General features: G+C 66.6%; 17 protein-coding genes. 10 read left to right on the top strand and 7 right to left on the bottom strand.

Going from position 1 to position 17,290, the window contains the following annotated elements; genetic code table 11:
- From QH195_RS29530 to QH195_RS29520, 3 genes are all read left to right on the top strand, one after another.
- Window positions 1-253: hypothetical protein (locus tag QH195_RS29530; protein WP_280437793.1), on the top strand; the 253-nt coding region annotated here is incomplete at its 5' end.
- Between the two features lie 20 nt (window positions 254-273).
- Window positions 274-1,359 (top strand): S-(hydroxymethyl)mycothiol dehydrogenase, encoded by a 1,086-nt coding sequence (locus QH195_RS29525; RefSeq protein ID WP_280437792.1) that lies wholly within the window; start codon window positions 274-276, stop codon window positions 1,357-1,359.
- The gene (locus QH195_RS29520; RefSeq protein ID WP_280437791.1) at window positions 1,356-1,970 is read left to right on the top strand and encodes an MBL fold metallo-hydrolase; all 615 of its coding nucleotides are present in this window, start codon (window positions 1,356-1,358) and stop codon (window positions 1,968-1,970) included. Before QH195_RS29525 ends, QH195_RS29520 begins: the two co-directional genes overlap by 4 nt.
- 345 nt (window positions 1,971-2,315) lie before the next feature.
- Here QH195_RS29520 and QH195_RS29515 read toward each other — a convergent pair whose 3' ends face one another.
- From QH195_RS29515 to QH195_RS29490, 6 genes are all read right to left on the bottom strand, one after another.
- A complete protein-coding gene (locus QH195_RS29515; protein ID WP_280437790.1) occupies window positions 2,316-2,789 on the bottom strand; it encodes a nitroreductase family deazaflavin-dependent oxidoreductase in 474 nt (157 codons plus the stop codon).
- Between the two features lie 29 nt (window positions 2,790-2,818).
- Window positions 2,819-3,397, bottom strand: a complete 579-nt coding sequence (locus tag QH195_RS29510) for a TetR/AcrR family transcriptional regulator (protein WP_280419884.1) — start codon at window positions 3,395-3,397, stop codon at window positions 2,819-2,821.
- 18 nt (window positions 3,398-3,415) lie between these two features.
- The gene (locus QH195_RS29505; RefSeq protein ID WP_280437789.1) at window positions 3,416-4,882 is read right to left on the bottom strand and encodes an FAD-dependent oxidoreductase; all 1,467 of its coding nucleotides are present in this window, start codon (window positions 4,880-4,882) and stop codon (window positions 3,416-3,418) included.
- Window positions 4,882-5,928: an NAD(P)-dependent oxidoreductase gene (locus QH195_RS29500; RefSeq protein ID WP_348536888.1), complete on the bottom strand. Its 1,047-nt coding sequence runs from the start codon at window positions 5,926-5,928 to the stop codon at window positions 4,882-4,884. The genes QH195_RS29505 and QH195_RS29500 overlap by 1 nt, the downstream gene beginning before the upstream one ends.
- A complete protein-coding gene (locus QH195_RS29495; protein ID WP_280419887.1) occupies window positions 5,928-6,677 on the bottom strand; it encodes an SDR family oxidoreductase in 750 nt (249 codons plus the stop codon). The genes QH195_RS29500 and QH195_RS29495 overlap by 1 nt, the downstream gene beginning before the upstream one ends.
- 78 nt (window positions 6,678-6,755) lie before the next feature.
- Window positions 6,756-8,225, bottom strand: a complete 1,470-nt coding sequence (locus tag QH195_RS29490; RefSeq protein WP_280419888.1) for an aldehyde dehydrogenase — start codon at window positions 8,223-8,225, stop codon at window positions 6,756-6,758.
- A 425-nt stretch (window positions 8,226-8,650) separates the two neighbouring features.
- Between QH195_RS29490 and QH195_RS29485 the strand changes: the two genes are divergently transcribed.
- From QH195_RS29485 to QH195_RS29460, 6 genes are all read left to right on the top strand, one after another.
- Window positions 8,651-9,793, top strand: coding sequence for an RNA-guided endonuclease InsQ/TnpB family protein (locus QH195_RS29485; protein ID WP_280419889.1), 1,143 nt, complete (start codon window positions 8,651-8,653; stop codon window positions 9,791-9,793).
- Window positions 9,794-9,812: 19 nt separating this feature from the next.
- A complete protein-coding gene (locus QH195_RS29480) occupies window positions 9,813-11,054 on the top strand; it encodes a cytochrome P450 (RefSeq protein WP_280437788.1) in 1,242 nt (413 codons plus the stop codon).
- Window positions 11,054-11,854, top strand: a complete 801-nt coding sequence (locus QH195_RS29475; protein WP_280419891.1) for an SDR family oxidoreductase — start codon at window positions 11,054-11,056, stop codon at window positions 11,852-11,854. The genes QH195_RS29480 and QH195_RS29475 overlap by 1 nt, the downstream gene beginning before the upstream one ends.
- Window positions 11,854-13,077, top strand: coding sequence for a cytochrome P450 (locus tag QH195_RS29470; RefSeq protein ID WP_432278505.1), 1,224 nt, complete (start codon window positions 11,854-11,856; stop codon window positions 13,075-13,077). The genes QH195_RS29475 and QH195_RS29470 overlap by 1 nt, the downstream gene beginning before the upstream one ends.
- Window positions 13,074-13,559: a glutathione peroxidase gene (locus tag QH195_RS29465; RefSeq protein ID WP_280419892.1), complete on the top strand. Its 486-nt coding sequence runs from the start codon at window positions 13,074-13,076 to the stop codon at window positions 13,557-13,559. The genes QH195_RS29470 and QH195_RS29465 overlap by 4 nt, the downstream gene beginning before the upstream one ends.
- Before the next feature lie 312 nt (window positions 13,560-13,871).
- Window positions 13,872-14,996 carry an MCE family protein gene (locus QH195_RS29460; RefSeq protein ID WP_280437794.1) on the top strand — a complete coding sequence of 375 codons (1,125 nt, stop codon included), beginning with the start codon at window positions 13,872-13,874 and terminating at the stop codon, window positions 14,994-14,996.
- A 500-nt stretch (window positions 14,997-15,496) separates the two neighbouring features.
- Here QH195_RS29460 and QH195_RS29455 read toward each other — a convergent pair whose 3' ends face one another.
- On the bottom strand, window positions 15,497-16,267 hold the full coding sequence (locus QH195_RS29455; protein WP_280419893.1) for a deoxyribonuclease IV: 771 nt from the start codon (window positions 16,265-16,267) through the stop codon (window positions 15,497-15,499).
- A gap of 110 nt (window positions 16,268-16,377) precedes the next feature.
- On the opposite strand from QH195_RS29455, the gene QH195_RS29450 reads away from it, so the two are divergent.
- Window positions 16,378-17,290, top strand: a 913-nt coding sequence (locus QH195_RS29450) for a serine/threonine-protein kinase (RefSeq protein WP_280437787.1), incomplete at its 3' end; no start/stop codon positions are given.

The raw sequence follows: 17,290 nt of genomic DNA, 5'->3' as shown, positions 1-17,290 counted from the left end.
AGGTGTCTGCGCGGTGCAGCTGTTTCCCGGATCGCTGGCCCCGGGGGCGCCTCGTGCCCTGTTCGTCTTCTCCCAGCTCACCGCCGGATTGGTCGTACGTCCCGCGCAACTCGCCGGTGCCGCACCGTTTCCCACGGCATTCCGCCGGTATCTGAACCGATGCCGCTGCGGCGAAATCGCAGCCGGGCCGCAACCCGAAAACGGCGGCGCCGTCGGGCGGATAACGTATGCGGCATCGTGCATCACCGCATGACCGCCCCGAGAGGAGACGCAGTGCCCCAGCAGGTTCGAGGTGTTATCGCCCGCAGTCCCGGCGCCCCGGTCGAACTCGTCCCGATCGTTCTGCCCGATCCCGGGCCGCGGGACGTGGTGGTGAAAATCCAGGCCTGCGGCGTATGCCATACCGATCTGACCTATCGCGAAGGTGGGATCAACGACGAATTCCCGTTCCTGCTCGGCCACGAGGCCGCCGGTGTGGTGGAAACCGTCGGATCCGCGGTAACCCATGTCGAGCCGGGCGATTTCGTGATCCTGAACTGGCGCGCGGTCTGCGGGCAGTGCCGGGCCTGTAAGCGCGGGCGTCCCTGGTACTGCTTCGACACCTTCAACGCGAGTGTGCCGATGACGCTCGAGGACGGGACCGAGCTCACCCCTGCGCTCGGAATCGGCGCGTTCGCCGATAAGACGCTGGTACACGAGGGCCAGTGCACCAAGGTGGATCCGGATACCGATCCGGCGGTCGCGGGACTGCTGGGCTGCGGTGTGATGGCCGGACTGGGTGCCGCCGTGAACACCGGCAATGTCGGCCGGGGCGATTCGGTCGCGGTGCTCGGTTGCGGCGGGGTGGGTGACGCCGCGATCGCCGGTGCCCGGCTGGCGGGCGCGGGCACCATCATCGCCGTGGACACCGACGCCCGGAAGTTCGACTGGGCCCGCGAACTCGGCGCCACGCATACCGTCGACGCGTCCACCACGGACGCGGTCGAGGCGATCCAGGAGCTCACCGGCGGCTTCGGGGCCGATGTGGTGATCGACGCCGTCGGCCGGCCCGAGACCTGGAAGCAGGCCTTCTACGCCCGCGATCTCGCAGGCACCGTCGTGCTGGTCGGTGTCCCGACACCCGATATGAAACTCGAGATGCCGCTGATCGATTTCTTCAGCCGGGGCGGATCGCTGAAATCGTCCTGGTACGGCGACTGTCTGCCCGAACGCGATTTCCCGATGCTGATCGACCTGTACCGGCAGGGCCGGCTGCCGCTGGACAAGTTCGTCACCGAGCGGATCGGCCTGGACGCCGTCGACCAGGCCTTCACCACGATGCACGGCGGTGCGGTGCTGCGATCGGTGGTGGTCCTGTGACAGCGCGGGTGGAGCGGATCGTCACCGAAGGGCAGTTCTGCCTGGACGGCGGGTGCTGGGATGTGGCGAACAATATCTGGCTGGTCGGTGACGACAGCGAGGTGCTGATCATCGACGCGGCGCACGACGCCCAGCCGATCCTGGATGCCGTGGCGGGTCGCCGGGTGACTGCCGTCGTCTGTACCCATGCGCATAACGATCACGTGACGGTGGCGCCCACCCTCTCCGCGGCCACCGGCGCGCCGATCCATCTGCATCCCGCCGACGATGTGCTGTGGCAGCAGACCCATCCCGGGGTCGAATACCGCGCGCTCGCTGACGGCGAGGTCTTCGAGATCGCCGGCGCCGGCCTGCGAGTGCTGCACACACCGGGCCATTCCCCGGGGTCGTGCTGCCTGCACCTGCCGGACGCCGGCGTGATTTTCAGCGGTGACACGCTGTTCGAGGGCGGTCCGGGCGCGACCGGGCGGTCGTATTCGGACTACCCGACCATCCTGTCGTCGATCAACAACGTGCTGTTCGCGCTCCCGGACGACACCGTCGTGCATACCGGCCACGGCCCGGATACCACCCTCGGCGCCGAACGCGCCAATGTCCCAGCGGCCCCTTAGCAACGCCGCGCCGGAACGGTGACCGTCGCCGCGGGTGCGGAGTGAGCTCGCCCGCGGCGTACCCGGCTGCCGCGCAAACCACGATCCCGGCCGGCGCTGCGGCACGATGCCGCTCGGGGAGCCGGCGTCGTCGGTTCACAGCTCGACAGCCGCTGGACCCGTGGCGTAGTCGGCGTCGGCCGGTGGGCCAGGGCAGCGCTGTCACGGGCGGTGCCGAGGCACGTGGCCGGGGTGGTCCGCCGGGCGGCGGTCGTCAGGCCCGCGGACCACTGGACCGATTTCGTGCACGGCAGTTCCGGACCGGGCTCATGGTCGGTTGCCCGGGCGAGTTGGCCTGTTACGGCTTCAGTTGCGGGGTTCCAGGATGAAGATGGGGATCTTGCGGTCCGTCCAGGACTGGTAGTCGGCGAAATCCTCGTACAGTTCGAGCAGTTTCGGCCACAGGCGGTCGCGTTCGGTGTCGTCGGCGAGGCGGGCGCGGACCGGGGTCCGGTCCTTGCCGATCTGGACCGTGGTGTCCGGCCGCGCCACCAGGTTGTAGTACCACTGCGGGTTCTTCGGCAGGCCGCCCTGTGAGGCGACGATGACGATATTCGCGCCGTCGCGCAGATACAGCAGCGGGATCGTGAACTGCTTACCGGATTTGCGGCCCGTATGGTCGAGCAGCAGCGTCGGTACGGGTTTACGGAACCCCGCCCCGACGCGCCAGGTCCCGCCGATGCGGCCGCCGGTGCGTTTGTACGTCCAGGTGTTGACCTTGGACATGTACTTGATGAATGTGGGAACCAGGGACGAATCGAGTTGTCTGGGTCGGTCCATGAGGGGATTCCGGAACTTTCTCTCGCTGCTCAGCGCAGGATCAACAGGGCCGATTTCTCGATGAGATCGGCGATATCGGCGTAGGAGGCGTAACCCATGCCCGCCCGCACCAGCGCGCCCTGGTAGATGAGCTCGAGCGAGACCACCACATCCGGGTCGGCGCCCGGCCCCAGGGCACGTTCGATCCGGGCGCGGATCTCCAGGCCGATCCGGCTCCGCAGATGGGCCACATCGGGGTCGCGGCCCAGCAGCGCGCTGGTGACCGCCCCGGAGACCTCTTGGTCGTCGGCGACGAGGAGGGCGATGGCGCGCAGTTCGGCCACCACGCGCACCGTCGGGTCGGGATCCTCGCTGACGGGGGACGCCGCCGCTACGAGCCGGCGCCAGAAAATCTCGGCAACGAGGTGTTCCTTCGACGAGAAATAGGTGTACGCGGTGGCGGTCCCCACACCGGCCGCGGCGGCGACCATACGAATGGTCATTCCCGCGAAACCCTCGCGTGTCAGCACCTCCACCGCTGCTTTCGTCAGTTTGTCGACCGTATCGGCCTGTTTCGCGGACAGGCGGCGACGGGTCGCTTCGACGACGAGAGGTTCACCTTCGGACATGTGTCTGAATGTACCGTTTCACGCTTTCGCGGCCGCAATCCCGGCCCGGCGGCCGTAGAAGCTGCCGTCGCCCAGGGATGTTCCGCTGGCGTAGCCGCCCGCACAGACACCGGAGGTGCAGCGACCTGCGGCGAACAGTCCGGCGATCGGCCGTCCGTCGACATGCAGGACCCGCGATTCCAGGTCGGTGCGCAGCCCGCCCAGGGTGAATCCCGCAGTGAAGCTGCGCATATCGAAGGCCGCGAACGGTCCCTCGAGCGGTTTGGTCCACTCCGGTTTCTTCCCGAGCAGCGGGTCCTGGCCGTTCGCCGCATGCTTGTTGTAGAGCTCGACGGTGGTCTGCAGCGCGAGTTCGGGCAGGCCGATATCGGATTCGAGTTCGGCAACCGTCTCCGCCGCCCAGGTGGGCGGCTGCCGGAAGAACGGCGTGGAGGTCTCGGTGGTGAGCGACTCCTCGTAGGCGGCCTCGCCGATGATCAGATACGCCTGGTTCTCCTGATGGAACAGCGTCATCTGCCCGATCCGGCCCGGATAGGTGTCCTCCGGGACGTACCGCTGCCCGCGGCCGTTGACCAGGATGCCGCGCGCCATCATCTGCGGGTCACCGAAGAACGCGACCTCGGTGGCATCCATATGCGCCAGATCGGCGCCCAGGGTCTGGGCCAGCCGGATGGCGATACCGTCGTGTTCCTCGATGGCGGCGCCCGGACGGCCGATGAGCCGCGGGGCGAAACCTTCGATCATCTGCTCGTGATAGGCGAAACTTCCCGTGGCCAGCACGACCCCGCGTTCGGCCCGGATCGTCAGCTCCTTGCCGTACTGTTTGGCGACCACCCCGACGACCCGGTCGCCGTCCACGATCAGCCGCTGGATCCGGGTGTCGTATTCGGCTGCCACTCCGAGCTTTTCGGCGGTTTCGGCGAGCGGTTTCATCAGCATGTAGCCGCCGCCCTTGGAACCTGTCCGCTTGTTCGTCATCTGCGGAACGTGTCCGCGTGGCGCCGGGTCGGCGACGGTGTTGAACGGGGCGGCGTTCTCGCCGCCGGAATACATCAGGCCTTCGTCGTGCGGCGGTTCCCAGCCGGGTTCGCCCCAGAACTCCTCTTTGAAAGGAACGCCGTTGGCGACCAGCCATTCGTAGTGTTCGACGCTGCCGCGACAGTAGTCGGCGATTTTTTCCCGGTCCACCCCCGGTCCGAGGGCGGCGACCATGAATTTCTCCATGTTCTCGGGACTGTCCTCGAAGCCCAGCGCGCGCTGCAGCGGTGTGCCGCCGCCGAGGTAGATGAACCCGCCGGCCAGCGCCGCCGCCCCGCCCCAGCCGCTGGTGCGTTCCAGGATGAGCACCTGCGCCCCGGCCCGGGCGGCCTCGATCGAAGCGCAGACCCCGGCGATCCCGTAGCCGGCGACCACCACATCGGTGGTGCGGTCCCATTCGGTGATCTCGGCGGCGGACAGCGGTCGGATGGTGGTGGCCTCGGCCATTATTCGGATTCCTTACTGTCGTTCTGCGCCACAGCGTCCGGTGACCCCGCGGCGGTCACGTCGTGCTGCTCGGCGGCAGTCGTGACACCGTGTCCGGAGATGCTGCCATGGCGCCGCTGCCCGGTACTGTCATCGTCCCGCTGAGCGGAGACACCATCCTGGCGCTCGGCGGATATCGCGCCCTGCCCGACTCCGAGTCCGTCGCCCAACCGCCTCAGCGCGAGTTCGGCCAGCGGTAGTTCGGTATCGGTCCGGCCGCCGAGTTCCAGCGCCAGGGACAGGTCCTTCTCCCCGAGTTCTCGCACGTGGGTGAGGATCGGCAGCCAGAAATCGCCCTCTTCGATGGGCGCGGTGGTATCGCGCAGCATGATCGAACCCGCGCCGCCGGTCACGGCGTCGGAGTGGCGGACCACCTTGCCGAGTGCGGTGATATCGAGTCCGGCGGCCTCGGCCAGCCGCTGTGCCTCGGTCGCGGCGGTGAACGAGATGAAATGCAGCAGGTTGCGGGCCAGTTTCATGCGGGTGCCGGCCCCGACCTCGCCGGCGTGCACGACCAGATCGGCGAAGCGACCGAAGGGTTCCCGCACCGCGGCGACGGCGTTCTCGCTGCCGCCGACCATCACCGCGAGCCGTCCGCTGTTCGCGCCCGCGGCGCCACCGCTGATCGGTGCGTCGACCAGGTCCACGCCGTGTTCGGCGCACAGCCGGGCGAATTCGACGGCCGATTCGTCACCGATGGTGGAGTGCACGGCCACCACGGTCCCCGGCGTTGCGGTGCTCAGCACGCCGTTCTCACCGGTCAGTACGGTGCGGACCTGCTGGTCGTTCACGACCGCGATACAGACGACACCGCATTTCGCGGCGAGTTCGGCCGGGCTGCCGGCAGCCTCGGCGCCCGCATCGGTGAAAGGATGTACGGCCTCGGGCCGGGTATCGCAGACGGTGAGCCCACCGGACCAATCCAGCAGCTTCTTCGCCATCGGCGCGCCCATATCGCCCAGGCCGATGAAGCCGACCCGGGTTCCGGCGTCCCCGCCCCCGCTCATCAGCGGATCACCTGACCGCCGTCGACGCAGAAGATCTGCCCGGTGACCCATTTCGCGTCGTCGGACAGCAGGTACAGCAGTGCGCCGGCCATATCCTCCGGGGTGCCCATCCGCTTGAGTGGCAGCCGGTTCACCATATCCTTGACCATGCTCTCGGGGGTGGTGGTCTTGGTGGCCTCGGTATCGGTGGGACCGGGGGCGATCGCGTTGATCCGGATATTCGAGCCGCCGAGTTCGGTGGCCAACTGCTGGGTGAGGCCGTTGATACCGACCTTGGCGAGACCGTAGAAACCGCTGTACACCCAGGCCGCCGTGGACGATTGATTGACGATCGAGCCGCCCCCGTTCGCGGCCATGTTCTCCCATACCGCGCGGGTCATCACCAGCGCGCCGTCCAGGTTCACCGACATGAACTTCTTGTAGTAGTCCCACGGCACAGTGAGCAGCAGATCCAGTTTCATCCCGCCGTAGATGGCGGCGTTGTTGACCAGATGGTCGATCTTGCCGTACTTCTCGACGGTGAAATCGGCCAGCGTCTTGGCCGATTCCGGATCGGAGACGTCGACCGGATGGAACGACGCGGTGCCGCCGTCGGCCACGATCTTCTCGGCGACGGCGGTACCCCCCTCGGCGTTCAGGTCCGCGACGACGACGGATGCGCCCTCGGCGGCCAGCGCCTGCGCGTAGACCTCGCCGATACCGCGTGCGGCGCCGGTGACGATGGCGGTCCGGCCGGTGAAACGAGCCATGGGATCGAGCTCCTCGCTGCTGTGGAAAGCCTGGTGGGAAAAGAAGTTTCGGATTGCTGTGCGGGCGGTGTACCGCGGCTACTGTGCGGTCGCGACGAGCTTGGTCTCGAGGTACTCCTCGAATCCGGCGACCCCCATCTCGCGGCCGATACCGGACTGTTTGTAGCCACCGAACGGGGCATCCGCGCTGTACCACATCCCGCCGTTGACGCCGAGGGTTCCGGTGCGCACCCCGTCGGTGACCCGCCGGATCCGCTCCGGGTCCTTGCCCCAGACGGCGCCCGACAGGCCGTAGGGGGAATCGTTGGCGATCCGGACGGCCTCGTCGTCGCCGTCGTAGGGCAGCACCACCAGGACGGGACCGAAGATCTCCTCCTGGGCGGCCTTCGCGCTGTTGTCGAGGTCGGCGATCACGGTGGGTTCGACGAAGAAACCGCGCTCGTGTTCGGCCGGGCGTCCGCCACCGGTGACGATCCGGCCACCGTCGGCGCGGGCGCTGTCAATATAACCGAGTACGCGCGAACGCTGCCGGTCGGAGATCACCGGACCACAGACCGTGCCCGGTGACGTGGGATCGCCGGGACGGATTCCGCTCATGGTGGCCGCTACCGCATCCACCGCCTCGTCGTACCGGGCGCGGGGCACGAGCAGCCGGGTGGTGAGGGCGCAGCCCTGGCCGGCGTGGACACACAGCGAGAAGCCCGCGTAGCTCACGGCGGTGGCCAGGTCGGCGTCGTCGAGCACGATGAACGCCGATTTCCCGCCCAGTTCGAGGAAGGTTTTCTTCAGATTCGCCGCGGCCGAGGCCATGACGGCGCGCCCGGTGCCGGTGGATCCGGTGAAACTGATCAGGTCGACCCGGGGATCGCCGGAGAGCTGGGCGCCCAGGGCGTGATCGGACGAGGTGACGATATTGACCACGCCGGGCGGAATATCGGTTTCCTCGGTGATGATCGAACCGAGCGCCGCCGCGCACCAGGGGGTGTCGGGGGCCGGTTTGAGAACGATGGTGTTGCCCGCCGCCAGGGCCGGGCCGAGTTTCGCGAAGTTGATCTGATGCGGGAAGTTCCACGGCGTGATCGCCCCGACCACGCCGACCGCTTCGCGCCGGATCACGCGGTGGGTGCTGATGCCCATCGGCGCCGCGACACCGAGTTCGGTTTCCCATTCGTAGTTCGCGGCGAGCTGGGTGGGGAAGCTCAAATCTTCGATCGGGCCCTCGAGCTGGGGACCGCTGGTGAACATGATCGGCGCGCCCACTTCGGCGACGGTGATCTCACGTAGTTCTTCCGCGTGCGCTTTCAGTCCCGCCTGCAGCTGTTCCAGGCAGCGCACCCGGAAGGCGTGGTCGCGGGACCAGCCGGTCTCGTCGAAGGCGGTGCGGGCGGCGGCGACGGCGGCGTTCATATCGGCCGCGTCCGCGTCGGCCGCGGTGCCGATGACCTCTTCGGTCGCCGGGTTCACATTGTCGAACACGCCGTTGCCGCCGGCGACGAGGCTACCGCCGATCAGCAGTCGGGAGCTGTCGCCGGGCAGAAGACTGTTCATGAAAGACCCCAATACTGTCTGGACAGGTGTATGGAATATAGTCCGGACTCTTCTGCGAGTGCAAGAACCGGTTCTATCCACGCGGTCCTGTATCGATCGTGCCCGATCCTCCCCGGCTTCGGGGACCTAGGGCGCAGTGCCGTGCCGACCGCTGCGTATCGACCCGTTCGACCGGTTGATTCTCGTACGATCATTGTCGCGGCGGCGTGCCGCTGGTACCGTCCAGACACATGTCCAGCTATGTGTCTCTCCTTGGTGGGTGCACCGCCCCGTCCGGCGAGAACTCGTTATCGAAAGACAGGTGGATCTGGTGACCGCCGCATCGTTGGAGTCGGTCGTCGGGAATCGTCGCGCGCTAGTCCGGTCCGGTTCCGTCGAATCGGCGACTCTGTGGGGTGACAAACTGTATTGCTACTATGTCATTTATGGCCGGGCGGGTAGTGAAGCGGGCGTACAGGTACCGCTTCTATCCCACGCGCGAGCAGCAGGGCCAGCTCGCGCGCACTTTCGGCTGTGTCCGCTACGTCTACAACAGGGCGCTGGCGGAGCGGTCTCGTGCCTGGATTCAGGAACATCGTCGGATCAATTACGCGGAATCCGACAAGATGCTCACGGCCTGGAAAGGCGACCCCGACACCGACTGGCTCACCGAACCGTCCAAGGGGCCGTTGCAGGCCACACTACGGAACCTGCAAGGCGCCTTCGACAAGTTCTGGCGCAAACAGACGGCGTATCCGAAGTTCAAGAAAAAGGGCAGGTCGAAGGATTCGGCAACCTATTTTTCGAACTGCTTCACCTACCGCAACGGGCAGATAAAGCTTGCGAAACATGCGGAGCCGTTGGATATTCGCTGGTCGCGACCGCTACCGGAGGGTGCGCAGCCGTCGCAGGTCACCGTGTCGAAAGACGCTGCGGGCCGCTACCACATTTCCATTCTGGTAGAGGAGACAATCACCGAGCATGCCCCGGTGAGGTCGACGCTCGGCGTCGATGCCGGGATCGCCAGTCTGTACACACTCTCGACCGGCGAGAAGATCTGCAATCCCCGGCACGAGAAGAACGACCGCGCCAGCCTGGCGAAAGCGCAGCGGGCGTTATCGAAGAGACAGAAGGGTTCGAAAAATCGGGCCAAGGCCCGACAACGAGTGGCACGGATTTATGCGCGGATCGGGGATCGTCGCCGCGATCATCTGCACAAGCTCTCGACTCGATTGGTGCGCGAGAACCAAGTGATCGCCATCGAGGATCTGGGCGTGCGGAACATGGTTCGCAATCGCTCGCTTGCGCGGGCGATCTCGGACGCATCGTGGGCGCAGTTCCGGGGCATGCTCGAGTACAAGGCGCAGTGGTATGGGCGCACTGTAGTGGCGATCGATCGGTTCTATCCGTCGTCGAAGACTTGTTCGGTATGCGGTCGTATCAACGACGCTATGCCGCTGCACGTCCGAGAATGGGCGTGCCCCTGCGGCGCGGTTCACGATCGGGACGTGAACGCCGCGAAGAACATAGAAGCCGCCGGGCTGGCGGTGCTTGCCTGCGGAGATGGTGTGAGACCGCCCCGCAGCTGATGCGAGGAGGCAACCGTCGATGAAACAGGAAACCTCGGGTGTGAGCCCGGGAATCGACCGCCTCCGGGCGGAAGATGAAGTCAAGTTCGACCCGTACGACTACGCGTTCCACGAGGATCCGTACCCGACCTACGCCCGGCTGCGCGCGGAGGCACCGCTCTATTACAACGCCGAACTCGATTTCTACGCGCTGTCCCGGCACGCCGATGTGACGAACGGTTTCCGCAACGCCACGCAGCTCTCCAATGCCAACGGCGTCTCCCTCGACCCCGCCGCATGGGGCCCCGACGCCCATCGCACGATGTCGTTCCTGGCCATGGACGATCCCCGGCATATGCGGATGCGGCGCCTGGTTTTCAAGGGATTCACCCCGAAACGGGTCGCCGATATGGAAGAGCGCATCCACGAACTCGCGCTCGAATACCTGGTACCGGCCCTCGAACGCGGCGAGTTCGACTGGATCGACGAATTCGCGGGCAAGCTGCCGATGGACGTCATCTCCGAGATGATGGGCGTACCGGCCGCCGACCGCGCCGAGATACGCCGCATGGCCGATATGGTCATGCACCGCGAGGACGGCGTCACCGATGTCCCGGATTCGGCGATCGAGGCGTCGCTGAACCTCGTCGTCTACTACGCGAACATGGTCGCCGAACGCCGGGAGAACCCCACCGACGATCTCACCTCCGCACTGCTGGACGCCGAAATCGACGGCGATTCGCTCACCGACGACGAAATCATCGGCTTCATGTTCCTGATGGTCGTCGCCGGTAACGAGACCACCACCAAACTGCTCGGTAACGCCCTGTACTGGGCGGCCCGCAACCCCGAGCAGTACGCCAAGGTGGCCGACGATCCGGAACGCGTCTCGGATTGGGTCGAGGAGACCCTGCGTTACGACACGTCCAGCCAGATGGTCGCGCGGACCGCCACCGAGGATCTCGAATACCACGGCAAGGTGATCCCGGCCGGCGCCAAGGTGCTGCTGCTGATCGGCTCGGCCAACCGTGACGCGGAAGTGTTCGACGACGGCGACAGTTTCGACCTCGACCGCGCCGAAAAGGGCAACCTCGCCAGCTTCGGCGCCGGTGTGCACTTCTGCCTCGGTGCCCATCTGGCCCGGCTGGAGGCCACCGTCGCCCTGCGCGAATTCGCTTCGCGCGTCAAGTCCTATCGGGTGCGTGAGGACGGTATCGAACGAGTGCACTCGAGCAATGTGCGGGGCTTCGCCAAGCTCCCGATCACCGTGGAGGTGCGGTAATGCCCCGGTTCGAACCCCATCCCGAGAAACGGCCCGCCATCGTGGCCGGCGCGTCGTCCGGTATCGGCGCGGCCACCGCGGTGGAACTGGCCGCACAGGGCCATCCGGTGGCGCTGGGCGCGCGCCGGGTGGAGATCCTCGAAGATCTGGCCGGCAAGATCCGTGCCGACGGCGGGACCGCGTTCGCGCACCGGCTCGATGTCACCGACCAGGGCTCCGTGGACGAATTCGTGACTGCGGCCGAAGCGGCCAACGGACCCACCGAGATCCTGGTCTCCGGGGCCGGCGATATCGAATTCGGCCTCATCCAGGACATGGACCCCGCGGACTTCGCGCATCAGGTGCAGATCCATCTGATCGGTGCACATCGGATGGCGCATGCGGTGCTGCCCGGCATGCTGGAACGCCGCCGCGGTGATGTGGTACTGATCAGCTCCGACTGCGCGCCGCATCCGCGACCGTGGAACGGCGCCTACAGCGCGGCCAAGGCGGGGGTCGAGGCCATGGTGCAGCAGCTGCGGATGGAACTCGAGGGCACCGGTATCCGCGCTTCGCTGGTACGGCCGGGTCCGACGGTGACGGGGATGGGGATGAACGCCAAGCCCGAGGTCGTGGGCCCGCTGCTGGAGTCGTGGCAGTCGTGGGGGCTGGCCCGGCATCCGTACATGCTGCGCGCGAGTGATCTGGCGCGCGCGGTCTCGGCGGTTGTCGGCACCCCGCGCGGGGCCCACCTGGTCCTGGTCGAGGTGCAACCGGAGGCGCCGCTGCGGCCGCTGCCGGAAGACGGAAAGGAATCCTGATGACAACCGCACTGCCTCCGGGTTTCGATTTCACCGACCCCGGCCTGTGGGAACAGCGCAGCCCCGTCGAGGAGTTCGCGATGCTGCGGCGCACCGCCCCGGTGTGGTGGAACGCGCAGACCGACGAAGCCTCGGGCGGTTTCAACGACGGCGGGTACTGGGTGGTCAGCACCCTCGAAGACGTCAAAGAGCTGTCCCGTAACCCGGAGTTGTACTCGTCGCAGCAGAAGGGCTCGATCGTCCGGTTGCCGGGCGATATCACCCCGGATCAGATGGCGTTGACCGGTGCGCTGCTGGTGAACATGGATCCGCCCAAACATTCCAAGGTGCGCCGGATCGTTGCCAAGGGTTTCACCCCGCGAGCTGTGGAGGGCCTGCGTGACGCCCTCACCGAGCGGGCGCACAAGATCGTGCACGAGGCGAAGAAGACCGGCGGCGGTGATTTCGTCACCCAGGTCGCCTGTGAACTGCCCCTGCAGGCGATCGCCGAGCTGCTCGGAGTGCCGCAGGAAGACCGTCGCAAGGTTTTCGACTGGTCGAACCAGATGCTCAACTACGACGATCCCGAATACGGTGACCCGACGGTCGCGTCCGCGGAGATCCTGGGCTACGCCTGGAATATGGCCGAGCAGCGCCGGGGTTGTCCGGCCGACGATATCGTCACGCAGCTGGTCAACGCCGATGTCGACGGCGACGGCCTGGCCTCGGACGAATTCGGTTTCTTCGTCATCCTGCTCGCGGTCGCCGGTAACGAAACCACCCGCAACGCCATCACGCACGGCATGAAGGCGTTCGTGGACAATCCGGAACAGTGGCAGCTCTACCGGGAGCAGCGCCCGCGCACCGCGCCGGACGAGATCGTGCGCTGGGCCACCCCGGTGACGGCGTTCCAGCGCACCGCCACCGCGGATCATGTGCTGGGCGGGCAGGAGATCAAGAAGGGGCAGCGTCTCGGATTGTTCTACAGCTCGGCCAATTTCGACGAGGCCGGTTTCGAGAAGCCGTTCGCTTTCGATATCCTGCGCGACCCCAACCCGCATGTCGGATTCGGTGGTACCGGCACCCACTACTGCGTCGGTGCCAACCTCGCCCGCCTGGAGATCGACCTGATGTTCAACGCGATCGCCGATGCCATGCCCGACCTGAAATCGGTATCCGATCCGGTACGGTTGCGTTCGGGGTGGATCAACGGGATCAAGAGTTGGCAGGTGCGCTACGAATGAACGTCCGAGATATTCCGGTGAACACGCTGTCCGGTTCGGCGACCACGCTCGGCGAGCTGGTGGGTGACCGGGCGGTACTGCTGGTCAATGTCGCGTCGAAATGTGGTCTGACCCCGCAGTACAGCGGTCTGGTCGAATTGCAGAAAACTTACGGGGATCGCGGTTTCAGCGTCGTCGGCTTCCCGTGTAACCAGTTCATGGGTCAGGAGCCGGGGACCGCGGAGGAGATCGAACAGTTCTGCTCGACCACCTACGGGGTCGATTTCCCGCTGCTCGAGAAGGCCGATGTGAACGGTGCGGACCGGCATCCGCTGTACCAGGAGATCGTCGATACCCCTGACGCCGAGGGCGCCGCCGGCGATGTGCAGTGGAACTTCGAAAAGTTTCTGATCAGCCGCGACGGGACTGTGGCCGGCCGATTCCGGCCGACCACCGCACCGGATGCGGACACGCTGGTCGCGGCGATCGAGAAAACGCTGTAACCGATGCCGTAACGGCTTATGATCGAGGCCCGTTCACCCCAGTGGTGAGCGGGCCTTTTCACTTTCTACCTGCGAAGATGCCGTATCGCGGCGGATTCCGGACGCAATCGGCGAAAACCGTACCGGCCGGGTCGAATCACCCATAACATGGACAACTGTCTGGACATAAATCCGGTTCAGTTCGGCACAACGGGGTGCCGGACATCGCAAGGCAGGTGAGTGGTGGTACCCGTACACACCCGGTCCGATCGGCACACGACGACACGGCGCAAGATCTGGCAGGCCGTGCAGTACAAGCTCGCGGCGCTGGCCATGGTGCTGGTGCTGGTGCTCATCGTGGTGGTCTCGCTGACGAGTTTCCTCGGCGGCTTCACCCCGGAAAAGCACGTCGCCGTGGTGGTCCCGCGCAGCGGTCTCGTGATGGATCCCGACGCCAAGGTGAAATTCCGTGGCGCGGAGGTGGGCCGGGTGGGCACGGTCGAAAACGAGAACGGGGAGGTCCGCCTCGAACTCGATATGAACCCCGATCTGATGGGTCTCGTCCCGGGCAACGCGCTCGTGGATATCCGTTCCACCACAGTTTTCGGTGCCAAATACGTGAACTTCGTCGAACCCGCCGAACCCGCGGGCCGGCTCCGGCCCGGGCAGGTATTGCGTGGTGAATCGGTGACCGTCGAATTCAACACCCTTTTCGAACGCCTCACCGAGGTCCTGGAAATGGTCGAACCGGCGAAACTCAACGCCACTCTCACCGCCCTCGGCACCGCCCTGCAGGGGCGTGGTGAGCGACTCGGCGATCTGCTGGTGAATGCCGACCGGCTCCTCCGCGAGATAAACCCGAGCATGCCCGCGCTCCGGCACGACTTCCAGGCCGGCGCCGCGGTGACCAACCTCTACGCCGATACCGCCCCCGATCTCCTGCGTACCGTCGACAACGCCACCATCCTCAGCCACACCCTCACCGACAACGAACAGAACTTCGACACTCTGCTACTGGAAACGATCGGCCTGGCCGACACCACCGGCGCGGTCCTGGCCGAGAACGAACAGAACCTGGGCACCGCGCTGGACCTGCTCCGGCCCACCACCGAACTGCTGAACTACTACCGACCCGCGCTGGACTGCACGATCCGCGGGTTGGCCACGGCCATGCCCCTGGCCGAGGACCTGGTCGGCGGCCGGGTTCCCGGCGCGTCTTTCAACGCCGGCTTCATGTACGGCGCCGAGGCCTACAAGTACCCCGAGGACCTGCCCAAAGTGAACGCGACCGGCGGACCACGCTGCGACGGCGTGCTGGACCGGGTACCGGGCAGCCACGCCGACTACGTGGTCACCGATACCGCGGAGGTGCACCCTTTCGTCCCGTCCACCCGGATCTACCAGAACCACCCGACGGTGTTCCAGGTGCTCTTCGGAGGTCTGCCGGGCGTGCGGTGATCGGACGGCCCACCGGTCGAGGCGGCCGAGACTGGGAAATATTCGCAGGTCAGGACTGCTCTTCGGGTCGCCCGGGACCCGGCCGGACGCACATCACGCCGCCACACGGCTTATCCGTGAGTGCGGCGGGATTGGGATGAACGGTCGGCCGGCGATGGGCCGGAGCGCGCAGCTCGTCACGCCGGCGACCCCGTGGGCCGCGGGCGGTGCGATGCCGCCTCACCGGGCGACTCCGGCCCGGTCACCCGGACGGCCGGGCCTTGCCGCCCCTTCGTGGCGGGGAGCCGGGGTGCGGGAGGAGCCGGAACGGGCCACCGGATCGAACGGTGTCTCGACGGGCCCAACGGTCGGTGGCCGGTAATGCATAGGTCACAGTGTCGCTCATCGGGCACCCGGCAGGTGCGACCGGGTTTGCTCAGCAGGACGCAGATCACGCCGCGCCGGTCCCGTCCGGACCCCGTCTACGGTCTCGATCTCGGCCCGCGATGATCGGAGTTCCGCTACCCGATATGTTCGCGGAGGTAGGCGAGATCTTCGGCCATACCTTCGGCGGGGGTTTCCAACACCACCGGTGCGTCCGCGGTGCGGCACACCTCCGCGAGCAGTTCGGGGTCGATGGTGCCGGAGGCGAAATTGGCGTGCCGGTCGGCGCCCGAATCGAAGGCGTCGCGCGAGGAGTTCAGATGCACCAGATCGATCCGGCCGGTGATCGCACGGATACGTTCGACCACGCCCACCAGGTCCTCGCCGCCCGCCCAGGCGTGGCAGGTGTCCAGGCAGAATCCGGCGCCGTATTCGCCGACCGCGTCCCACAGCCGGGCGATCGTATCGAAATGCCGGGCCATGGCGTGATTTCCACCGGCGGTGTTCTCGATCAGGATCGGCACCGCGAAACCGCCTTTGTCCTGCTGGCGTTCGAAGAGTTTGCGCCAGTTCACGAACCCGGCCTCCATCTCCTCGTCGGAGCGCACGTGACCACCGTGGACGACCAGGCCGAACGCGCCGATATCGGCGGCCGCCTGCGCCTGCAGGGCCACCGCGTTGCGGGAGGGCATCCGCAGCCGGTTGTTGGTACTGGCCACATTGATCTGATACGAGGAGTGCACCACCACATCGATCGGACTGGCGAGGATCTGTTCGGTGGCGGGATGGGGTGCGGGTTTGTCCCAGCTCTGCGGATCCACCACGAACAGTTGTACGACATCGGCGCCGAGTTGCTCGCCGTACCCGATCGGGTCGCTGTCCATCCGGACGTGTGCTCCAATGCGCATACCGTCAGACTATCGGCCGCCCCCGACACCGGGCCCTCGCCTTGCGCCGGGGCGGTGCGGGAAGATACACCGGTAGAATCGTGCACGACCCGACGAGGGGGAATTCGGCGATGCTCCAGCCTGGTGAGGACTTCGCGGGCTATCTCATCCGACGGCGCCTGGGTGTCGGCGGAATGGGAATGGTCTTCCTCGCCAGACATCCGCGGCTGCCGCGGCTGGTGGCCCTCAAACTGCTCAACCCGGATCTGTACTCCGACAGGGAGATCCGGCTGCGTTTCGAACGTGAATCCGAACTCGCCGGCCGGCTCGAGCATCCCAATATCGTCACCGTCTACGACCGCGGCGCCGAGGGAAAACAGCTGTGGATCTCGATGCAGTATGTGCCCGGGTCCGATGCCTCGCTGGTGGACCTGCACGTCCTCGACCCCCGGCGGGCGGTGCAGATCATTGCCGATACCGGGGTCGCGCTGGACTTCGCACACGCCAACGGTGTGCTGCACCGGGATGTGAAACCGGGCAACATCCTGCTCGCGAAACCGCCCATCGGGCAGCCGGAACGGGTACTGCTCACCGATTTCGGTATCGCCGGGGTCCGCGACGCCGAAACCACCATTGCCGCGGCCGATACCATCACCGCGACCCTGGCCTATGCGGCGCCCGAGCAGCTGACCGGTGCCAAACTGGATCATCGCGGTGACCAGTATTCGCTGGCCTGCACGCTGTTCTGGCTGCTCACCGGATCCGGGCCGTATCCGGGCAGCAATCCGGCCGAACTCATCCAGGCGCATCTCACCGCCCCGGTGCCGCGGCTGAGCCGGATCCGGCCCGGGCTGCCGCCGGCGCTGGACGAGGTGATGGCGCGCGCCCTGGCCAAGAATCCGGCCGAGCGATTTCTGAGCTGTACCGAGTTCGCGGCCGCCGCTGCGCTGGCGCTGCGGCCGCCGGGCCCGCGGGGCGGGCGCGCCACGGGGCCCCGGGTGCCCATGCGCCCCCGCCCACCGCCCGGTCCCCAAGGCCCCCGCG

Source organism: Nocardia carnea, assembly GCF_029868855.1.
Lineage (GTDB): Bacteria > Actinomycetota > Actinomycetes > Mycobacteriales > Mycobacteriaceae > Nocardia > Nocardia carnea_A.
The sequence above is the reverse complement of the archived record's forward strand: the minus strand, read 5'-3'. Positions and strand labels throughout refer to the sequence as shown.